Source organism: Marisediminitalea alba, assembly GCF_002993365.1.
GTDB lineage: Bacteria > Pseudomonadota > Gammaproteobacteria > Enterobacterales > Alteromonadaceae > Alteromonas > Alteromonas alba.
In genome coordinates, this window is the sequence record NZ_PVNP01000192.1 from 26,463 (window position 1) to 46,299 (window position 19,837).

At 49.1% G+C, this 19,837-nt stretch carries 17 protein-coding genes; 9 read left to right on the forward strand and 8 right to left on the reverse strand.

Going from position 1 to position 19,837, the window contains the following annotated elements; genetic code table 11:
• Positions 1–75 precede the first annotated feature (75 nt).
• The gene (locus tag C6Y40_RS18055; RefSeq protein ID WP_105935802.1) at positions 76–1,026 is read left to right on the forward strand and encodes a GlxA family transcriptional regulator; all 951 of its coding nucleotides are present in this window, start codon (positions 76–78) and stop codon (positions 1,024–1,026) included.
• 29 nt (positions 1,027–1,055) lie between these two features.
• Here C6Y40_RS18055 and C6Y40_RS18060 read toward each other — a convergent pair whose 3' ends face one another.
• Complete coding sequence (locus C6Y40_RS18060) at positions 1,056–1,244, reverse strand: hypothetical protein (RefSeq protein ID WP_105935803.1); 189 nt, start codon at positions 1,242–1,244, stop codon at positions 1,056–1,058.
• Positions 1,245–1,528: 284 nt separating this feature from the next.
• On the opposite strand from C6Y40_RS18060, the gene C6Y40_RS18065 reads away from it, so the two are divergent.
• The 3 genes from C6Y40_RS18065 (at position 1,529) to C6Y40_RS18075 (ending at position 4,551) form a co-directional block, all read left to right on the forward strand.
• Complete coding sequence (locus C6Y40_RS18065; RefSeq protein ID WP_146129605.1) at positions 1,529–1,882, forward strand: deoxyguanosinetriphosphate triphosphohydrolase; 354 nt, start codon at positions 1,529–1,531, stop codon at positions 1,880–1,882.
• Positions 1,883–1,934: 52 nt separating this feature from the next.
• A complete protein-coding gene (locus C6Y40_RS18070) occupies positions 1,935–2,420 on the forward strand; it encodes a YchJ family protein (RefSeq protein WP_105935805.1) in 486 nt (161 codons plus the stop codon).
• Between the two features lie 298 nt (positions 2,421–2,718).
• Positions 2,719–4,551 carry a M2 family metallopeptidase gene (locus tag C6Y40_RS18075; protein WP_105935806.1) on the forward strand — a complete coding sequence of 611 codons (1,833 nt, stop codon included), beginning with the start codon at positions 2,719–2,721 and terminating at the stop codon, positions 4,549–4,551.
• 88 nt (positions 4,552–4,639) lie between these two features.
• On the opposite strand, the gene C6Y40_RS18080 is transcribed toward C6Y40_RS18075, so the two are convergent.
• Positions 4,640–5,581, reverse strand: coding sequence for a DMT family transporter (locus tag C6Y40_RS18080; protein ID WP_105935807.1), 942 nt, complete (start codon positions 5,579–5,581; stop codon positions 4,640–4,642).
• 128 nt (positions 5,582–5,709) lie between these two features.
• On the opposite strand from C6Y40_RS18080, the gene C6Y40_RS18085 reads away from it, so the two are divergent.
• The 4 genes from C6Y40_RS18085 (at position 5,710) to C6Y40_RS18100 (ending at position 8,502) form a co-directional block, all read left to right on the forward strand.
• Positions 5,710–6,570 carry a LysR family transcriptional regulator gene (locus tag C6Y40_RS18085; RefSeq protein WP_105935808.1) on the forward strand — a complete coding sequence of 287 codons (861 nt, stop codon included), beginning with the start codon at positions 5,710–5,712 and terminating at the stop codon, positions 6,568–6,570.
• Positions 6,571–6,628: 58 nt separating this feature from the next.
• Positions 6,629–7,051, forward strand: a complete 423-nt coding sequence (gene zntR / locus C6Y40_RS18090) for a Zn(2+)-responsive transcriptional regulator (RefSeq protein ID WP_105935809.1) — start codon at positions 6,629–6,631, stop codon at positions 7,049–7,051.
• A complete protein-coding gene (locus C6Y40_RS18095) occupies positions 7,048–8,280 on the forward strand; it encodes an SO_0444 family Cu/Zn efflux transporter (protein ID WP_105935810.1) in 1,233 nt (410 codons plus the stop codon). The genes zntR and C6Y40_RS18095 overlap by 4 nt, the downstream gene beginning before the upstream one ends.
• A 63-nt stretch (positions 8,281–8,343) precedes the next feature.
• The gene (locus C6Y40_RS18100; RefSeq protein ID WP_105935811.1) at positions 8,344–8,502 is read left to right on the forward strand and encodes a YqaE/Pmp3 family membrane protein; all 159 of its coding nucleotides are present in this window, start codon (positions 8,344–8,346) and stop codon (positions 8,500–8,502) included.
• Here the strand turns inward: C6Y40_RS18100 and C6Y40_RS18105 are convergent.
• The 5 genes from C6Y40_RS18105 to C6Y40_RS18125 form a co-directional block, all read right to left on the reverse strand.
• On the reverse strand, positions 8,492–10,042 hold the full coding sequence (locus C6Y40_RS18105) for a tryptophan halogenase family protein (protein ID WP_240622008.1): 1,551 nt from the start codon (positions 10,040–10,042) through the stop codon (positions 8,492–8,494). The genes C6Y40_RS18100 and C6Y40_RS18105 overlap by 11 nt on opposite strands.
• 9 nt (positions 10,043–10,051) lie before the next feature.
• A complete protein-coding gene (locus tag C6Y40_RS18110; protein ID WP_105935812.1) occupies positions 10,052–11,548 on the reverse strand; it encodes a tryptophan halogenase family protein in 1,497 nt (498 codons plus the stop codon).
• A gap of 14 nt (positions 11,549–11,562) precedes the next feature.
• The gene (locus C6Y40_RS18115) at positions 11,563–12,588 is read right to left on the reverse strand and encodes a cupin-like domain-containing protein (RefSeq protein ID WP_105935813.1); all 1,026 of its coding nucleotides are present in this window, start codon (positions 12,586–12,588) and stop codon (positions 11,563–11,565) included.
• Positions 12,589–12,608: 20 nt separating this feature from the next.
• Positions 12,609–13,334: a SapC family protein gene (locus C6Y40_RS18120; protein WP_105935814.1), complete on the reverse strand. Its 726-nt coding sequence runs from the start codon at positions 13,332–13,334 to the stop codon at positions 12,609–12,611.
• A 139-nt stretch (positions 13,335–13,473) separates the two neighbouring features.
• The gene (locus C6Y40_RS18125) at positions 13,474–16,536 is read right to left on the reverse strand and encodes a TonB-dependent receptor (protein ID WP_105935815.1); all 3,063 of its coding nucleotides are present in this window, start codon (positions 16,534–16,536) and stop codon (positions 13,474–13,476) included.
• 737 nt (positions 16,537–17,273) lie between these two features.
• Between C6Y40_RS18125 and C6Y40_RS18130 the strand changes: the two genes are divergently transcribed.
• Entirely contained in the window at positions 17,274–18,371 is a 1,098-nt protein-coding gene (locus C6Y40_RS18130) for an ROK family transcriptional regulator (protein ID WP_105935816.1), read from the forward strand.
• A gap of 4 nt (positions 18,372–18,375) precedes the next feature.
• Here the strand turns inward: C6Y40_RS18130 and C6Y40_RS18135 are convergent, their stop codons facing one another.
• Complete coding sequence (locus C6Y40_RS18135) at positions 18,376–19,752, reverse strand: GntP family permease (RefSeq protein ID WP_105935817.1); 1,377 nt, start codon at positions 19,750–19,752, stop codon at positions 18,376–18,378.
• Between the last annotated feature and the right edge of the window lie 85 nt (positions 19,753–19,837).

Below are 19,837 nucleotides of genomic sequence, written 5' to 3' on the forward strand. Positions count from 1 at the left end.
CCTCGCTAAAACTGTCTAAAATTACCACTATCGATAATATTTAGACAAATTAGTCGCTGTCAGTGTGGGGCCCCTATGATAAAAGTCACCATTTTGCTTTGTGAAACGCTGTCGTTGTTTGAACTCGGCTGCGCCACTGAGCTATTTGCCCTCCCCCGACCGGAGTTTAAAGACTGGTATCAGACCAAAACCGTGACACTGGGCAGGCAAACACTGCAAGGATTAGGCAATACGGTCTTTCAGTGCCCTGCGGTTGAGCAACTCCCGGCCACTGATCTGCTGGTGATCCCCAGTTTTCCGGTGGACGTTGAGCGTATCGACCCGCTGTTAGCCAGTGAAGTGCGTCGTCATTATGATCAGGGGGGCCGGATTATCAGCTTTTGCTCCGGCTCATTTTTACTAGCGGCACTCGGCCTGCTCAATCAACGCACGGCGATTACACACTGGCGCTATGCCGAACAATTTAAGCAACGCTTTCCACATATCACCTACCGGGATGACAGTTTGTACTGGTACGACGGCCGGATTGGCTGCTCGGCAGGCAGTGCCGCTGCCATTGACCTGGGAATAGCGGTTATTCGAGATGATTTTGGTTATGAATATGCCAATGCGGTGGCAAGACGCCTGGTGTTACCTGCACACCGTGACGGCGGCCAGTCGCAATTTGTACAGAAACCGCTGGCGCCGGTAAACGCGGCACTGGCAAAGATACTCGACTGGGCGGTAAAACATAGTGGGTCTGGATTAACCGTGGAGCAGATGGCAGCTAAGGCCAACATGACCCGACGCACTCTGGATCGCCATTTTATTCGCCACTTTAATATGACCCCCCATCAATGGCTGTGCGAACGCAAGCTTGAGGTAGCCCGGCAACTGCTGGAAACCACTCACCTCTCCGTAGAACAAATTGCCGGGAGAGCAGGCTTTGATAATGCTGTAACCCTAAGACACAATTTTAATAAATATCTGTCGGTATCACCGACGAAATACCGCCAAACTTTTCAAAGTAGTCAGCAGCTGGTTTAGGTAGTTACCTTATTAATTTTAAGACAGCGCTATTGCTTGGAAACTTGCTTGAGTGGTCTGGCTTTTTCCCATTTAAAAATGCCAACCCAAAAACCCAGTTCCAGTAGCATACCCACAATTACCAATACAAAAATGCCGGTAGCAAAGCCTGCCTGATAACAAAGCAAGGCGCCCATAAGCAAAGCTATCAGCAGTATTACGCGTTTAACGTTAAACATGAAATGCGACTCTTCTTAGTTTTCCCTGACTAAAAGTAAAGCGTTCAATCGCCCTTAGCGCAATCAGTAAAATGTAACTAAGCATAACGCGGCTATCCGTTTCGGCCATGCCTAATCTTTAAACCCTTCTTTTATCTACACCACAGCGCCACGTTTGAGTAACCATTGGCGAAGGATCGGGTAAGATCGATTAAAAAAGTAGCAAAAAATTCTTGCATGTTGTTTTATACAGCATTACTGTATATCTATACACTGTATATATTAACAGGGAAACAAACATGACTATGGCAACCACAACTTTTGAGACTGAAAGCAACATCCTGCAATTTCCTCAGCGCGTGGCCAAACGCGCACCAGCGCACAAAGGCTGGTCATATTTGTTATCAAATTCCGTGGCTTTTCAGAAAGATGTCGACTACGCCATTCGTATACAGAAACCAGACCAGGAAAAAGTACCAGCTTGGATCCGCCGCCTGATTACCAGTGGGCAGTGCCGCTCTATTTATGTAGAGGATCTCATTCTGACGCCAGAAGAGCGTGTTTCTATTAAACAACTGTGCGAGCAATATGCAGTGTCTTTAGTGGCGGTATCCGTAAATGACAAGGTGGCTGGTAATATCCTGCAAGGCCCTTGGTAAAACCGGCGTCTCGCCTTACACTACTGGCATTATCATTTAACAGGATTAGCCGGTGTTGTGTTTTTGTTGTAGTAATAAGCCTTATAGCGAGTGTTGTGAGCCTAAGCATACCGGGGCAACAATAGCAGAATCAGCACAAGCCCTGATGCGCTCTCGCTTTAGTGCATATTGCCTGAGTAACTGGGCGTATATTTTAAAAACCTACGCAAAAAAACAACGAGCCTCATTAAGTGAGCAAGCGTTAGAAGAAAGTGCTTCTGGTACCAAGTGGTTGGCTTTATCAGTTTTTCCCCCCTCAGCCAAAGCACAACAAAGTTCTGTTACTACCGAGCAGGTAGAATTTAAAGCCTATTACGCTGTTAACCACAAACCATACCTGATGCATGAAACCAGCGACTTTGTTATGGAAGATAATGAATGGCGTTATACCACAGGCATCATGCACAGCGATTCCGGCTTACTCAAAACGGGCCGCAACGATCCCTGCTTTTGTGGTAGCGGCAAAAAATTTAAGCAGTGTTGTTTAAAGCGAATATAGCGGCGCCTGCCGCGTAATCTGCCTACCCGGCATATATTTTCTGCCCTTATTCATATTCCATTTTTGCCTGTATAGACAACTCCCTACATATTGTCCTGTAATCCCTGTACTACACCCTATCGCTATTGCTAACCGCCTGTATCACTTGGCTTTAGCCGGGAATGTGATTACAGTGGTAACCGTGCTCAGATAGGTACATACCTTATGTAGTACGGCTATTTCAGCCTCAAATCATTGCAATATAACAACAAGGGAGTCACCCCAATTACGCGGTAATTCCCAAAACGAGAGAAGCATTATGAAAATGACCCGTTTTTCTTTGGTTTCACTGGGCCTGGTTGCCGCTCTTAGCGGTTGTCAGCCAGCCAGCGAACCACCGCAGGAAACCACCGAAACAACGCCAATGTATACTGCCAAAGATGCGGCAATGTTTGTTGAATCAGCTCAGCGTGAAATGGAAAAGATGCAGGTACCGGCAGCCAAGGCCGCCTGGTTATATGCAACCAATATCAATGAAGATACGGCCACGGTAAACGCCTATATTTCTGAACTCTATGCAAACCGTGCGTCTGAGCTTGCCAAGCAGGCAGCAGAGTTTAATGATGTGGAAGTAGATGCAGATTTGCGCCGTAAACTGGATCTCATGCGCACTTCCCTGACTATGCCACCTCCGGCAAGCCCAATGAAATCTGAGCGTCTGGCGCAAATTAGCTCTGAACTGGATGGCATGTACGGCAAAGGGAAATACTGCCGTTCTGAGGGAGATTGTATCGGCCTGGTCGACATGAGTGCAGAAATGGCGACTTCCCGCGATGCCGATCTGCTGCTGGAATACTGGCAAGGCTGGCGCGAAGTGTCTGTTCCCATGAAAGACTTGTATGCCGAACAGGTGGTTATCGCCAATGAAGGTGCGGCAGAACTGGGATTTGCTAATGTCAGCGAGTTATGGCGCAGCAAATATGATATGCCTGCCGATGACTTTCCGGTTGAACTGGACCGCTTATGGGGTCAGGTGAAGCCCTTGTATGATGCCCTGCACTGCCATGTCCGTGCTGAGCTCGGCGGTTACTACGGTGAAGATATCGTGCCGCAGGATAAGCCTATTCCGGCTCATTTGCTGGGCAATATGTGGGCGCAGAGCTGGGGCAATATCTACGATTTGGTAAAACCAGACGAGCCGATGGAAGTGCCTGACGTTACCGGTGCATTGCGCGATCAGGACTACGATGAAATCAAAATGGTTAAACAGGCTGAATCGTTCTTTTCCTCACTGGGCTTTGAACAATTGCCAGAAACGTTCTGGGAACGCTCTCAGTTCAGTAAACCTGCCGATCGGGATGTGCAATGCCATGCTTCGGCCTGGAATGTTGACGACAAAGACGATTTACGCATTAAAATGTGTATCCAGATTACCGGCGAAGAGTTTAACGTAATTCACCACGAACTGGGCCATAACTATTACCAGCGTGCCTACAATCAGGAACCACTGCTGTATCGAGGTTCAGCAAATGATGGTTTCCATGAAGCCATTGGCGATACCATTGCCCTGTCCATTACGCCAAAGTACTTAAAAGAAATTGGTCTGATTGATGAAATCCCCGATCCTTCCAATGACGTCGGCATGCTGTTACAGACAGCGCTGGATAAAATAGCCTTTATTCCATTTGGTTTAATGGTTGATCAATGGCGCTGGAAAGTCATGGCCGGCGAAGTCGGCCCGGATGAATACAACGAACTATGGTGGAATTTACGCGAAAAATACCAGGGTGTAATGGCGCCGGTAGATCGTAATGCTAACGCCTTCGATCCTGGCGCTAAATATCATGTTCCGGCCAATGTGCCGTACACCCGTTATTTCCTTGCCCACATACTGCAATTCCAGTTCCATAAGGCGTTGTGTGATGTGGCAGGCGATGAAGGTCCGTTAAACCGCTGCTCTATTTATGGCAGTGAGGAAGCGGGTGAAGCCCTTAATGCCATGCTGGAAATGGGACAGAGCAAACCCTGGCAAGAAGCACTACAAACGCTAACCGGCACGGACAAAATGGACGCAAGCACCATCGTTAATTACTTCCAGCCACTTAAAACCTGGCTCGATGAGCAAAATAAAGACCGTCAGTGTGGCTGGTAAGCCCTTAGTCGTATAAAGGCTGACAAATATTCACTGACCGTAATAAGCCGCTGGCAGGTTTACTCCGGCGGCTTTTTTGTAAGTAGGGTTATGCCGTACAGGATGACTTTCGGCGCCACTTCCCGCTTACCAACCGTACCGGAAAATTACTGATCAGCGTACCGGCAAGGATTAGCAATAACGCAATGGTTAGCCCTGGCGTCCATTGCTCGTTAAATAACGGCACAGCCAGAACACTGGCAAAAACCGGCACTAAAGCCATCAGGCCGCCCATTCGGGTAGCGCCGATTAAGTGAACCGCCCGGCCATACAGGACCATCTGAATGGTGGTCGCCATTACGCCCTGATAAAAAGCCTGTAACCCCAGCATTTGCCAGGAAGCTTCGCTGAGATTATGTGGTAGCCACAATACATAAACGGGCGTAAACAACAGCGTCGTTACCGTGATGATCCCCAGCGTGGCGTGCCATGGGGCAAACTGCCAGCGCCGCAATAAAACGGTAAACACGCCCCAGCACACACAGGCAACAATAAAGCTCATATCACCAAACCAAAAGCGATTATCAACCAGCAGCGTCTCGATTAACAATGCTGCTATACCCAGACTGCTTACCGCGATCCCCAGCCAGGACGATAATTTATGTCGCTCGCCAGCAACAAAATAAGCAAACACCGCAATCATAATGGGCATCAGGCCTGGTAGTAACAACGCCGCATGGGTAGCCGGTGCATGAGCGAAACCGGTAAACACCGATAATGCGTACGCGAGCCCGCCAATACTGCCCAACACCGCCATACGCCATTGACAGATCACTTTACGATGTCGCCAGATAAACGGAGAAAACAATACAAATGCGGTACCAAAGCGCACCATAATCAAATCCGGGGTTGCCAGAGCGGCTAAAGCCCCGGCCTTGGACACCAAAATAAATCCGGTCCAAATCATCACTGCACACAGTGCATACGCCAGTCCGGCCATAGGCATTGCTGTTAGCGATTGTGATGACGATGGCGTGCCAGTGTCACTCATGTGTTGTGATCCCCGTTGATTTCATGAGTGATGAGTATAAGCTACCCAAACATTCATTTATAATGAATAATAAAGAACAACTTTTTCATTATTTATGAAAGAATCATCACCTTAATCTGGAAGTACTGATGGATATTGCCGACCTTACCGTTTTTAAAGCCGTCATTGAGCATGACAGTGTTAGCCGTGCGGCCGAGTCACTGCATCGCGTGCCTTCAAACGTGACAGCACGGATCAAAAAACTCGAACAGGAACTCAATGTGGGGCTGTTCCTGCGCACCAATAATCGCCTCACCGTTACCTCTGCAGGACTTCGGCTACTCGACTACGCCAATCAGATATTGCAGTTACACAAAAGTGCCATAGCGGAGTTAACCCAGACAGAGCCTTCGGGTTTACTGCGCCTGGGCTCTATGGAAAGCAGTGCCGCATCGCGCTTACCCGACATACTATCGGCTTTTCACCAACATTATCATGCTGTGCAGGTAGAATTGATTACCCGGGCATCCATGCCACTGATTGAAAAAGTGATAGATGGCGAGCTGGATGTGGTGATGGCTGCCGATCCACCCGATGATCCCCGTTTGCATTGCGTGGCCTGTTTTGATGAAGAATTAGTGCTTATTATGCCGGCTGACTGGCCGGACACAGATGAGCTACCGACTTCGCTGACCATGGTTGGCTATCAGAAAGGCTGCTCATATCGCCACCGCCTGGAAACCTGGTTAAAAAAGCACGGGCATACTTGCGGAAAGGTCATAGAGATCCCCAGCCACTTTACCATGATTGGCTGTGTCATCGCCGGAATGGGAATTGGCATGGTGCCCCGTTCATTGCTGACGCTGCATCAAACCAGCGGGCTCAAAATAGCTACAGTAGATAGCGACATTGCAAATGCCCCTACCTATCTGGTATCCCGTAAAGATAATCCATCCAGCGCCATTCAAGCGTTTATCAGCTGCAGCATGGAAGTTGCCGCAACTGTATGACGGTTATTTTTTTGCTATGCTTGACTCTGGAGCTAACTCCAGGGTTTAAACTACCAGTATGAAGACAAAACATTATAACATTGGCCAATTGGCATCGCTCACCGGGCTGACTGTCGACACCGTACGTTTTTATGAAAACAAAGGGTTGGTACAAGCATCACAGCGTTCGGATGCTGGTTACCGGTTATTTTCTGCTGACGATTTAGCCCGCCTGCAATTTATTAAGCGGGCCAAGGCCGTTGGCTTTACTCTTGATGAAATCAGCGAGCTTCTGGAACTGCGTCTGCACCCTGACGATCACACCTGTGAAGAGGTAAAGCAGGTCACTGCTCGCAAAGTCCGGGAGTTAGATGCAAAGATTGCTGAACTGGAGAAAATTCGTATGTCATTAAAAACACTGCATACTGCCTGTTGCGGCGGTCCTGAGAGTGCTGAGCACTGCTCTATCCTGCAGGCACTGGATTCCATGGAGGCATCATGAGTGATATCGCCCTGTTAGCACAAAACTTTTTATTGCTGTTTATGGAATCAGCGCCGTGGTTATTGCTCGGACTTCTGGTTGCCGGCCTGATGCATGAACTGGTCCCTATCAGCATGTTACAAAAACACATGGGCAGTGCCAGTACCGGCGCAGTTGGTAAAGCGGCAGTCATTGGCGCTCCCCTGCCTCTGTGTTCATGTGGGGTTATTCCTGCAGCGGTGGGCTTACGCCGCAGCGGCGCCTCCAAACCCGCCACCGTCTCGTTTCTGGTCTCCACGCCGGAAACCGGGGTAGACTCGGTGTCTGTCTCCTACGCGTTGCTTGGCCCGTTATTCGCCATAGTGCGGCCATTTTGCGCCATTGTCAGCGCTATCTATGCCGGGATGATGGTGAAGTGGTTCGATAAAGAAATATCAGCCACTAGCAATACAGTCCCTGCTACACCGGCCAAAGCACCGCAAAGCGGTTGTAGTAGTAACGCTGAAGTAGAAAAAACAACGTCATCCTGTTGTAGTAGCAAGCCAGCTGAACCGGTCAGCACAACCTCCTGCTGTAGCTCTCAGCAAGCACAGGCAACACCGGCAAGTACCTCTTCTTGTTGCGGTAGCGATAGCAGCTCTGCATTACATGCCAATAAACCAGGTTTTACCGACAAAGTTGCCGCTATCTGGCAATTTTCCAGTGGTAAACTGCTGATTGATATTACCGTCTGGTTGTTGATAGGCCTGGCGCTGGCCGCGGCAATTCAAACCTGGGTACCGACCGACTTTCTGACCAGTTGGGGCGACGGTCTGGTAGCCATGCTGGTTATGGCGGTAATTGGTATTCCTATGTATATCTGTGCCACGGCATCTACGCCTGTTGCAGTGGGCTTTTTAAGTGCCGGGTTATCTCCAGGTGCCGTGCTGGTATTTTTACTGGCTGGCCCGGCCACAAATATTTCAACCATGGGGATGATTGCTAAGGAAATGGGTAAACGCACCCTCGTGCTGTATATCGGTAGTGTGATGAGCGCCAGTATTATGCTGGGATATGGCTTTAACCTGCTGGTAGAGCAGTTTTCACTGCAGTCGTGGATTGCCCTTGGTCAGTCAACCCACGAACACGGAGAGATCTCACCAGTCTACGCACTGTGTGCTGTGCTACTCGGTGGGTTAATGCTTAGAAATGGCTGGCAGGCACTGCAACAGAAAATGACTAAGTCTTCCCAGGCCAGTTGCTGTCATTAACATTCAATAACTGGCAAGCCCCTTGCAACATCCATGGTTTTCTACACAAACAAGGTGAAAACCATGGATATTCTACGCATTTTATTGTCAATTTTACTGCCACCACTGGGCGTATTTTTGCAAGTGGGTATTGGCGCACAGTTCTGGATCAATATTCTATTAACCCTGCTGGGCTATATCCCGGGCATTGTGCACGCGGTTTATATTATTGCTAAGCGCTAGTCGCTTTAAGCCGGTTAAAGTAATCCCGGTTGGTTGGCAACTGCGCCAACAGCTTATCGCCATTATGCAGAAACTCCCGGCGCACCCGTTCGATCAGTGGTTTGCGCAGGCTGGTAATGCCACCCGGCTGCCAGTCACGGGAGCGAAACCCCATGCCATACAACACGTATTGTTTACTGGCTGAGGAGAAAAGCTCCTGGCGAAGATTGGTTTCTAACAAGCCTGGCGGTTGACTTTGCCATAACTGCAACGCTTCCTGCAGGCTGTCCGTCCAGGATGCAGGATCGGCATGTGCCTGCCAGTAGGGGCTGTCGCGGCGTTCACTGAGCACATAATGCAGTTTGATAAAATCAATAATCTCGTCCCAGCGTGCGTCCGTCATGTCATTGTAGCGCTTACGAAGTACTGCCATGGCGGCACGGCTGCGCGGCAATTGTTCGGCTATCCACTCCGCCGACTTTTCAATCAGTACCAGCGCCGTGGCCTCCAGCGGCTCAACAAAACCCGCAGAGACCCCGATGGCAACACAGTTATGTTCCCAGAACCGTGCCCGGTGGCCGGGATCAAAGCGGATGGTTCGCGGCATAATCGCTTTCTGGCTTAAAGACTCATCACTGCTGATATAGGCTCTTAATGCGTCCTCAGCCTGAGTCTCGGTAGTTAGCTCGCTGGCAAATACATGGCCAATACCGCGGCGCGACTGTAACGCGATATCCCACACCCACCCGTGAGGTCTTGCCGTAGCAACCGTACACGAGGCTATTGGCGTTTGGTCACTGGCATGGTTCACCTGCGCTGCCACTGCCGTGTCGTTAAATAAAATGTGCCGTTTAGAAACAAAGGGAACGTTGTAATGCTGCCCGATTAAGCGCGCGCTAAATCCACTGCAATCAATAAATAAGTCACCGGCCAACGGCTCGCCTTGGGCGAGTTCGATAGCGGCTATTGCGCCATCGGGATGACTCTGGATGCCGGCAACATGGGCGCTTTTATACTGCACGCCGAGTTGCTCAGTACAATGGCGATGAAGCAGCGCAACAAACTTATCGGCGCTTAAATGGTAGCCGTAATTAAAATTGTAAGCGTATTCGGGTAATTGGGGCATCTTCGGCGCCTGATAGCGCTCACAGGCCATGCCCTGAGCACAGACCCAGGATTCAAAGTCGCCCGGGCAGCCTTCATCGTGCCAGGCCTCAACCAGATTAACCGCACCAAACCCCGCAGGTGCCGTAAAGGGATGGTAATACTTATCCTCACCGCCCTGCTGCCAGCCAACAAACTTTGAAGCCTGCTTAAAGCTGGCATCACACTCACTGAGAAACTGCTTTTCGGCAATGCCCAGCAAACGCAAAGTATCGCGCATGGTAGGCCAGGTTCCCTCACCTACCCCAAGGTTTTTAACGTCCGGCGATTCCACCAGAATAACTTCAGTGTGACTATTCTCGCCAACCAAAGGGTTCTTGGCCGCGATAATGCCGGCGGTAAGCCAGCCAGCAGTACCACCGCCTACCACTACAACCCGGGTGATGATCTTTTGCATGCCAGGCCCTTACTTAACCTGCTCGCCGGCCGGACAATACCGGGCAATAAAGTCGGCATGAGCGGGTAACTGGCCCAGCGCATTATTAACCGATTGCTTGAAAGCACTAAGTTGCTGTTTTAAACCGTCGATGGGAAGCATTCGACTGGCCCCGTGATGCTGCGCTGGCATCAGGCCCTGGCCCATCATTACCTGCACCCAGGAATCGACTCTGAACAGCGCCACATCGTCGGGCCACACGTAGCCGTTTTGCGCAAAGATAGCCATTCGGTGGGCTAAGGGTTCCGGAATATCCATAGTGCGGTAATGATCCCAGAAATCACTGTCGGTACGTTTCGTCAGGTTGTAGTGCAGAATAATAAAATCGCGGATGGTCTCCATCTCTTTTTGCGTTTCTCGATTATATTGCTCAGCCAGCAGTTCGTGGTCATTGCTAAACGGAAATAGCTTCATCAGGCGGATAAGCGCAGTAGTTACCAGATGAATACTGGTAGATTCCAGCGGCTCTAAAAAGCCACTGGCCAATCCAACCGCGATACAGTTCTTATGCCAGGCTTTTTCCCGTCGGCCGGTCTTGAATTTAAGGTAACGGGGCTCGGTTAACATTTCGCCGTCGAGGTTTTGCTTAAGGGTTGCCAGTGCATCCTCGTCACTTAAATAGCGACTGCTGTAAACAATACCGTTGCCCACCCGTGACTGTAACGGAATACGCCACTGCCAACCGGCTTTATGGGCTGTGGCGATAGTATATGGTTTGGGCGCTTCGGTAGACTGGGTTTGAATAGCAATCGCCCGATCGGCAGCCAGCCAGTGGCTCCAGTCTTCATATCCGACACCAAGGTGTTCGCCTATTAACAGCCCTCTAAAACCGGTGCAATCAATAAACACATCCCCTTCGATCGTAATCCCCGTATCCAGCGTCAGGCGGGTTAGGTTACCACTTTGAGGATCGGTATCTACCGACTGAATTTTACCCTCACAACGGGTAACACCGGCAGCTTCGGATTTATTTCTAAGGTAAGCAGCATATGCGGTGGCGTCGAGGTGGTAGGCAAAGTTAAGCGGCCGATTACCAATCTTAGTGGCAAACTTATTGGCTTTGGCAGCTTTTAATTCCAGGCAATAGTCTTCCAGACTATCCTGCTGACCATTAGCCACGGCTTCCATCCAGAATTCATGAAATTCGGCCATCCATGAACGCTGACCGATTTCGCCAAAAGAGTGAATATAACTGTCACCGTCGTTTGCCCAGTTATCAAACTGAATCCCCAGCTTAAAGGTGGCGTTTGTCGCAGCCATAAACTCTTGTTCGTTGATGCCCATCAGCTGATGAAAATTACACATGGTAGGAATGGTTGCTTCCCCTACTCCCACGGTGCCAATCTGATCAGACTCAACTAACGTGATATCCAGCACATTACCTAAACGGGTCACTAAACTAAACGCGGTTAACCATCCGGCAGTGCCGCCGCCGGCTACAACAACACGGGTTTTCTTTTGCGCCATTAATTTAAGCCTATTTATCGATTAAGATTATTCAGTAACATTGCGCGTAAACGGCGCGCCGATAATTCATCCATCTGTGCCAGCGGACCATGACATTCCACCGGCAAATGCTCGATGACTTTTTCGCCCTCTCCAAACACATAATAGTCAAATAATGCACGCCAGGCGGCTTTTTCCTCAGCCGGTTTGTCGCGCAGGGTGAGCATGCCATGCATGAGCAGGTCCATGGGATTGCCCAGATAAGGTTTGGCTGTCATCCACCAGAAATTAACCATAACGTTAAAGCGGTCAAACGCCCTGACTTCGTGCCACCACATACTGGGGTAATACAGTCCGTCACCGGGTTCCAGATCAGCGATCCAGGCATTTTCCAGCGCGGTTTTTAAACGTGGGAATTTTTCAAAGTCGGGCTCATCAAGATTAGCGGTGGTAACCACCTGCCCGCCCGGCGTTGGTGACAGCGGACCGGGGTATAAATTGTCTACCTGCTCTGGCGAAAACAGCGTAAAGCGGCGTTTACCTAATACACAACAGGCAATATTTTTGGGTTGATCAAAATGCGCAGCCGCCACCGATTCCGTACCGATCCAGATTTTAGGCACCGGCTGGTTATTGGTAAATTCCGGATGCGAAAAATTGAGCGTATTGGCTTTACTTAATTCAGGCAGGCCCTGATCAAATCGCAAGGAGTTGATATACAGGTATTCGTGTTCATCGTCACTGAAACCGGCTGTGATTTGTGCCAGCACGTCAGAGAGACGCGTTTTTTCGCTGCTATAGTTAAAGCCCGTGCAGGTGTCGTTGTAACCAAAACGCGATTTAATGTGTGCTGGCGCTCGATAGGCCAGCAACGGCCGACCGGTATCGTTTTCAGTAAGCTGCGCCATGACCTGTTCAACAGACTGTTTGCCAGCTTGTACCAGCGGCCAGTTGTTCACCAGCCCTTTAAGTATCACCGGTTTATTTAACGCAAAAAGATCGTCAAAAGGAATGTTGTCGGGTGAAATGCCCTCTAACACAAGTACCTGATTGGCCGTCATGGTAATGCGTCCTTAATAAATTACAGTACTGCCGACTTAGCGTTCTTTAGCTCGATAAGACGCTGAAAATTGCCCATTGAAGACAGAATAAAAAATAATGAGCTAAGGATACCGTACTGATTGAGCTTAGCGAGTTGATCCCCCTCAAGGGCGCTGAGCTTTTGCTGATTAATCGTGTAGTAATTGTTCAGATTAACCTGTTCAACATTACTTAACTTAATCTGAATTGACACTGGCTCCAATAAATCCAGCTCATCAATTAAAGTAAATAAGGTGTGGTTGTACTGAGCGCCGGTTTCAATGGTTTGCAGTGCCTTTTTGACATACTGCAGATACTGGGACTCGCCCCCCATTGGCATAAACACGGCTTCGCCTTCGTTACTGTTTACCCGGGCATCGTTCATATCGAGGCAGATTTTAGGATCCGTGGGTTCGCCATTGTCGTTTTTGCTGTAGCCAATGCTAAACGGACCACGAGCCAGTAATGCCGGCACATAACGGGTTGTCCATCCGCTCGCGGATAAAAACAGGTTTTCATTTTTTTCCAGCCCCAGAATAGCATGCAACTGCAAGGACTCAGTCTCTTCGCCGCGATAAATGAGGATGGGGAATTCTTTTTGTAACTCAGTGATTTCAGATGCATAGATCTGGCAACGGTTGACGTTATCACTGGTGCTGTTGGTGTCACTAACACTGATCTTGATATCAGCGTGATCAACGTTGTTTAAAACGGCAATGTTAGACATAGGAAAATTCGCTAAATAGCTAAGAAGAAACGGTTAGTCTGCATCCTACCCTTAGCTGTGATGACAGGCAAATGCTGACTTGAATACAACAGGGAAATGCCCGACCGGCACGGATGCGCCGGTCAGGTTTTTACATCACTTAGAACGTGTAACGCGCGTTCAGAACGTAGCGTCTGTCCAGTTCCTGGATAAAGAAGGTGTTGTTATAGCTGCGTCCATACTGGCGCTGGCCTTCTTCAGTCAGGTTGATGATATCCATGCTTACTGTCAGATCTTCGCTGAACTCGTAGCTAACGTTAACATCCACTTGCTCGTACTCGTCGATAAATAGCGGGTTACGAACAGAAGATACGCCGCGGTTAACTTCGCTCAGGAACGAGTCACGCCAGTTGTAAGCAACACGTGCTGACAAGCCGTCTTTCTCGTAGATCAGAACGATGTTAGCACTGTCAGACAGACCTTCCAGAGCGAACTGGTCAACTGCCGGATCGGCGCCTACGTCGTAACCGATATCACCGTCTACGATGGTGAAGTTAGCCTGATAACCAAAGCCTGACTCACCGAAGAAGTGCTGCCATGCTAACTCGTAACCAGAGATACGAGCGCTTTGGTTGTTCACTGGCTGAGTTACCTCAAACAGCATGTTTGGATCGCCCGCTACCGGACCAACACTGTAGTTTGCAAATACGTCATCTGCGAACGCCTGACCTTCCTCGAAGTCATCTGCACCACCCGGGAATGCATCCGGGTTAGACAGCAGTGCTGTCATGGTGAAGTAGTTACGCTCGGTAACTTCGATACCACGCGCTTCAAGTTCTGCAATCGCATCACCAGAAACGGTACCAGCCTGACCTGAAGTTGGGTCAAGTAAGCCAAACAGGTTTTGTGATACCTGCTGAGTACCTACGAAGTTATCTACGTCTTTGCGGTAGTAACCCACAGACACCATGCTCGACTCACCGTAGTAGTATTCCAGTGACAGGTCGAAGTTGTTTGACTCCAGCGGATCCAGCGCTGCGTTACCGCGGCTACCAGAACCCTGACCACCCAGGTAAGTTGGGCGGCTAGGCGCGCCAATGCTGGTTGCAGTGTACATCTGGTTGTAAGCAGGACGAGCCAGGGTCATGCTGTAAGAGAAACGGGCTTTCAGATCATCGGTCAGGTTAACTGACAAATCGATGTTCGGCAGCAGTGCCTCATAAGAGTGCTTCTCTGACAGTGCATCGGTACCGCTACCCAGCTGGATACGGAAATCGTTATCTGATAACCAGATGATTTGCTCAGGTACTGATTGCAGAGAGATAGACTCAACGTCTGTCTTCTCGTAACGCAGACCGACTACCAGGTTAGCTTCGAAGCCACCGATTTCGCCGTCCATTGTTGCCATACCGTAAAGTGACATGATGTCTTCTTTAACAGTATTGTTGTCAGACGCTACAGCTGGCAGGTCGCCTGGAGTGAAACCGTATGCAGGAGCAACAGCTTCTAACAGGTGTACTGCGTTACCAACGAACGATACGCTACCCAGAGGGATAGTAGTCGCGCCAGCTGGAACAGCCATACCATCAGCACCGGCAACACCGCTCATGTCATGATCTTCAAACGCACAGGCAGTACAACCGATTTCCAGCAGACCTTCAGGGATATTACCTACATCAGATACACCCCAGCCACCCAGCTGTGCTTCAGTTTCGTAACGAACCTGGTTCATTTCAGTGCTCATGTAACCCACACCGAAATCAAGTTTGATATCAGAACCCTGATCCCAGGTACCGTCTAAACGGAACTGAGCAACGTCAGAAGTTTGGTCAGAAGAAATCGCACGGGTAACCTGAGGACCTACGTCCGGCAGATCGAAGATACCGTTGCCGTTACCCTTCTGAGAATCGTCAACCACGATGCTCGCCTGAGGCATGCGCTGACCGAAGTCAACTGTTTGCCAGCCAGCCGTCGCGCCCGCTACGTTGAAACGAATTACGTTTTTACCGTACGGACCAGCACCGCCACTCTTAGCTTCGGCAACTGACGCATCAAAACGCATGTTCAGTGAATCGCTTGCCCACCAGTCAACGTTGAAGCCGAATGATGACAACTCATCCTTCGCACCCATTACCAGGTTCTGGAAGAAGAAGTCTTTACCGCCATCGATGTCTTCAGTAAAGCGGATTGGGGTAGCAACAACAGGGTTACCGTCAAATTCCATATCGGTAAACTGACGTGCGAACCAGATACCGTCAACAACTGAAGTTGACTGAATTTCGTTGCTCGCGTAAGTCGCATCGGCAGTGATAGTCATATCATCGCTTGGTGCGTACTGAACAGTCAGCATACCGTTGATACGTTCACGGTTGTCGTTGTTAACACCTAAACCCAGGTTGGAAGGCATTGCAACCAGTTGGCCCTGTTCCGGAGCATTGGTAACGTTAGCCCCCTGAACCAGACCAAAAGTACCTGGCGAGTTAACATCCCAGTTATATAACTGATAGTTTTCAACACTCATGTGACGGCTACCAGAATCACGCTCCTGATAAGAACCGAATACTGACACACCAAAGTTAGCGTCTTCGTTAACCCAGTTAGCCACACCACTCATTTCAGGTGTTACGCCGTCACCACTTTCGTCTTTAACGGCTTTAACACCAACAGAAGCGCGGTTATCACCCTGTGCCAGTGGCTTTAAAGTATTGATATTGATTGTTGCACCGATACCACCTGAAGGTACCGCTGCGCGACCTGTTTTATAAACTTCAATGCCGCTAACACCTTCAGATGCCAGGTTAGAGAAGTCGAATGAACGAGTTGTACCAGAAGCGCCCTGGTCAAGCGGGTTACCTGTAATTGAGGCAACGTTAGCGGCTGGCATCTGACGACCATTCAGAGTAATCAGGTTGAAGTTACCACCAAAACCACGAACGGTTACTTCAGAACCTTCACCGTTTACACGGTTGATGGATACACCAGTGATACGCTGTAGCGATTCAGCCAGGTTAGTATCCGGGAATTTACCCATGTCTTCAGCAGAGATGGCGTCAACAACACCAGTAGACTGACGCTTTACGTTCATTGATTGTGACAGACTGCCACGAACGCCGCGTACTTCGATCTTTTCAACTGTTTCCGCTTGTTGTGCCTGAACGCCAGTGGCGACCATCACATATAGTGCCCCGGATACAGCAGTTGCTAGCTTGCTTTTATAAAACATAATTTGGTTTCCAATGAGATTAACACTTTTTTATTTATATGCGCCGTTGCCCTTAACCATCTGTCATCTGATACCCAACCGATTAACCGATAATTAAGTGCAGGCTAACCTGCTGTTGCCTTGACGCAGTGCTAAATTCAATACAGTTCTCTCAATCCGTATTGAACCGTTACAACGGGAAATCAGGTTAACCGTTTGTAACGCCCAATATGTATAGTTACATTCTCGTAACATTGCAAGCTTTTTTGTAAAGCGACTTAACTAATTGATAAGATTTTAACACTTTTACCCTGTTTGGTGCGATCTTTGCTTTACATTAGGGTAGTAAAAAACTCATGAAACAATCTCATTCTAATCGATTTTATAAACAAACCTTATGAATAATCAGCATTAATTTGCTGTATATTAAACGGGTGTTTTACTGTTAAATGCGGATACAGAAGCTGTTAAAGTAAGCCTGAAATATATTTTTTTATTTTATTTCAGCAATTTAACTTTATTTTATATGGTTTAGCCATGGCGATTATTTGTGTAATGCTGGATTTTGTGCCTGACTTATTATCAATTAGTGCTAAGCAACAGCAAAATACCGGAAAAGCCTTTTAAGAATTTAAAAAGCAGGTATATTAACAAAACATTTTGCAACGGTGATTTAACATATCGATAACGGAAGCATTTGTTGCCTAATACAATAATAATCAAACTGAGCGAATCAGTAGAGAAATGTGTTAATAAAAATGAAACAAACAGACCCCCTACAAAACGGCACACCTCTCGCTCTGATGACCGACAGGCAATTTTTTCACTGTCTGAAAGAACATGGTCCGATGACGCGAGCCGCCATAGCCAAGAAAACCGGTATTTCCCGGCCGACGATCTCCGAATCGGCGCAGCGACTTGAGAAAAGCGGCCTGGTGGTGGAAACCAGCCGAAAAACCAAAAATAAACAGGGCCGAGCCGGTGTTATTTACGAAATAAACGCCGCTAAAGGGCTGACCCTGGCTATTGCTATCGATGTAAAACAGATCCAGCTTCGCCTTACCGACCTGTCTTTGAAAGTGATTCGTGATCAGTGCTTTTATATCGACCCTGCCTGGCAGCAGGCAGAACTGGCAGAGGCGATTTTGCGCTTTATCCGCCTGGCCGTGCAGGACCAGTCTTCGCCGTTGCTCGCTATTGGCATCTCAGTAGCAGTACCGGTTAACTCACAAACTGGTGAAATCCTGGCATTGCCCTACTCCAAGTTCAGTATCATTCATGGCATTAACTTCAAAGCACTGCTTGAAGAGCATTTTGCTTGTCCGGTTACCCTCGACAACGATGTAAACTGGGCTACGCTGGCCGAAAAAAGCCTCGGCATCGCTAAAAACGTCTCTGATTTTGTCTTCATTTACTTTGGTGAAGGGATTGGTGCCGGTATTTATCTGGATAACCATCTGATCAGAGGCTCAACCGGCATCTCCGGCGAAATTGGGCACATCATGGTGAATAATAAAGAGAACCTGCAGGACTTTGTGTCTAACCACCATCTTCAGCAGGCCCTGGAAGAAGGCGTGGATTTAAGCGGCCATCCGGCCATTTCACAAATTGGCACTACTCTGGCAACCATTGCGGCGGTCATCAACCCTAAAATGTTTGTACTGGGTGGGCCAATGACAAAATACCCGCAGTTTATTCCGGCTATCATCAAGCAAATCCAGCCACAGCTGTTTAATAAGGTCAGCTTTATTCCCAGTAACGCGCCTAACTACGCGCCATTAAATGGCGTTCAGGCAGGCACTTATGAACTGGCTTTAAGTTCCTTTGGCCTGCCCTCACCGCCCGAGGCGGAATAGCCGCCTAGAATACGGCGCTCAGCAGGAGCGCCAGTATAAAGGCTATCGTGCCTAATAGCGTTTCCATCACGGTCCAGGTTTTTAAGGTGGTTTTCTCATCCATTTGCAATAACCGTGACACCAACCAAAAGCCTGAATCGTTAAAATGTGACAGTACCGTGGCGCCACCGGCGATAGCAATAACGATACAGCATAAATCCACCGCACTGAGGCCCGGGACCTGAGTTACTACCGGCGCAATCAACGCCGCGGTGGTCGTTAAGGCAACCGTGGCTGAGCCCTGCGCAACCCGCAAACAAACGGAAATCACAAACGCCGCCACTATAACCGGTAAGCCATTGTCTACCAGTAGTTGCGCAAATGCATCGCCTATCCCCGCAGCACGCAGCACACCACCAAACATTCCGCCGGCACCGGTGACCAGAATAACGGCACTTAAAGGCTCAAGCGCATCATTGCATAAACCTTCGTATTGCTTACGGTTGAATTGCTTGCGAAATAACCCAAACGCTATGAGCAGGGTTAATAACAGTGCTACCGGCGTCTTGCCAAGTAAACGCAGACCACTTAAAAAAGGCGACTCTTGCGGGATCATGCCAGCAACCTGCAGAGTATTCACCACGGTATCAAGGCAAATGAGACCAAACGGCAACAAGAGCACCGCGATAACCCGGGCAAAAGCAGGTTGCCTCTGGCTGTTGGGGTTAGATTCGCTATCAGTAAACCATGCGGGCAGGTCTATATTAAACCGCTTGCCAGCGTACATGGCATAAAGGTAACTGCCTGCATACCAGGTAGGGATAGCAATCACCGTTCCCACTATCAGCAACAGTCCAATATTTGCCCCCAGCAAATCAGCCGCGGCTACGGGCCCCGGGTGTGGCGGCACAAAGGCATGCATTACAGCAAACGCACCGGCCGCAGGAAGCACGGTTAACAGGGTTGATTGCTGCAAGCGCCTCGCCACACTCAGCAGGATGGGCATCATCACAATAAGCCCGGCATCAAAGAAGATCGGAAAACCAAACAGCAACGAAGTAATACCCAGAGCCAGTGGTGCTCGCTCGAGACCAAACAGGCTAATCATGCGCTGGGCCAGCACATCTGCCCCGCCGCTGCTCTCTAGTAACTTACCAATCATCCCGCCAAGACCTACCAGCAGGGCCACTGCGGCCAGCGTACTGCCGAAGCCCTGCATCATAACAGGCAGCACGTCAGCAGCGCCGATACCGGTTACCAGGGCAGTAATCAGACTTACTGTAATTAACGCAATGAGCGCATGCACCCGGGCTACAATAATCAGTCCCATCAGCACCAGAACCATGGTCAGTCCGGTTAACAGTAAAACAATATTGTCAGTTTGATTGCTCGCAATATCCATGAAATCTCGTTGTATTCTCTATTTAACTATTCACACAGCCGTAAAGCCGAGCTAAAATGTTACGCATAACATTTAGCAAAACATT

Excerpts from the sequence above, each read along its gene's own strand:
- C6Y40_RS18055 (WP_105935802.1), top strand. The coding sequence starts at position 76 with ATGATAAAAGTCACCATTTTGCTTTGTGAAACGCTGTCGTTGTTTGAA.
- C6Y40_RS18060 (WP_105935803.1), bottom strand. The coding sequence starts at position 1,244 with ATGTTTAACGTTAAACGCGTAATACTGCTGATAGCTTTGCTTATGGGC.
- C6Y40_RS18065 (WP_146129605.1), top strand. The coding sequence starts at position 1,529 with ATGGCAACCACAACTTTTGAGACTGAAAGCAACATCCTGCAATTTCCT.
- C6Y40_RS18075 (WP_105935806.1), top strand. The coding sequence starts at position 2,719 with ATGAAAATGACCCGTTTTTCTTTGGTTTCACTGGGCCTGGTTGCCGCT.
- C6Y40_RS18080 (WP_105935807.1), bottom strand. The coding sequence starts at position 5,581 with ATGAGTGACACTGGCACGCCATCGTCATCACAATCGCTAACAGCAATG.
- C6Y40_RS18085 (WP_105935808.1), top strand. The coding sequence starts at position 5,710 with ATGGATATTGCCGACCTTACCGTTTTTAAAGCCGTCATTGAGCATGAC.
- zntR (WP_105935809.1), top strand. The coding sequence starts at position 6,629 with ATGAAGACAAAACATTATAACATTGGCCAATTGGCATCGCTCACCGGG.
- C6Y40_RS18095 (WP_105935810.1), top strand. The coding sequence starts at position 7,048 with ATGAGTGATATCGCCCTGTTAGCACAAAACTTTTTATTGCTGTTTATG.
- C6Y40_RS18100 (WP_105935811.1), top strand. The coding sequence starts at position 8,344 with ATGGATATTCTACGCATTTTATTGTCAATTTTACTGCCACCACTGGGC.
- C6Y40_RS18105 (WP_240622008.1), bottom strand. The coding sequence starts at position 10,042 with ATGCAAAAGATCATCACCCGGGTTGTAGTGGTAGGCGGTGGTACTGCT.
- C6Y40_RS18110 (WP_105935812.1), bottom strand. The coding sequence starts at position 11,548 with ATGGCGCAAAAGAAAACCCGTGTTGTTGTAGCCGGCGGCGGCACTGCC.
- C6Y40_RS18115 (WP_105935813.1), bottom strand. The coding sequence starts at position 12,588 with ATGACGGCCAATCAGGTACTTGTGTTAGAGGGCATTTCACCCGACAAC.
- C6Y40_RS18120 (WP_105935814.1), bottom strand. The coding sequence starts at position 13,334 with ATGTCTAACATTGCCGTTTTAAACAACGTTGATCACGCTGATATCAAG.
- C6Y40_RS18125 (WP_105935815.1), bottom strand. The coding sequence starts at position 16,536 with ATGTTTTATAAAAGCAAGCTAGCAACTGCTGTATCCGGGGCACTATAT.
- C6Y40_RS18130 (WP_105935816.1), top strand. The coding sequence starts at position 17,274 with ATGAAACAAACAGACCCCCTACAAAACGGCACACCTCTCGCTCTGATG.
- C6Y40_RS18135 (WP_105935817.1), bottom strand. The coding sequence starts at position 19,752 with ATGGATATTGCGAGCAATCAAACTGACAATATTGTTTTACTGTTAACC.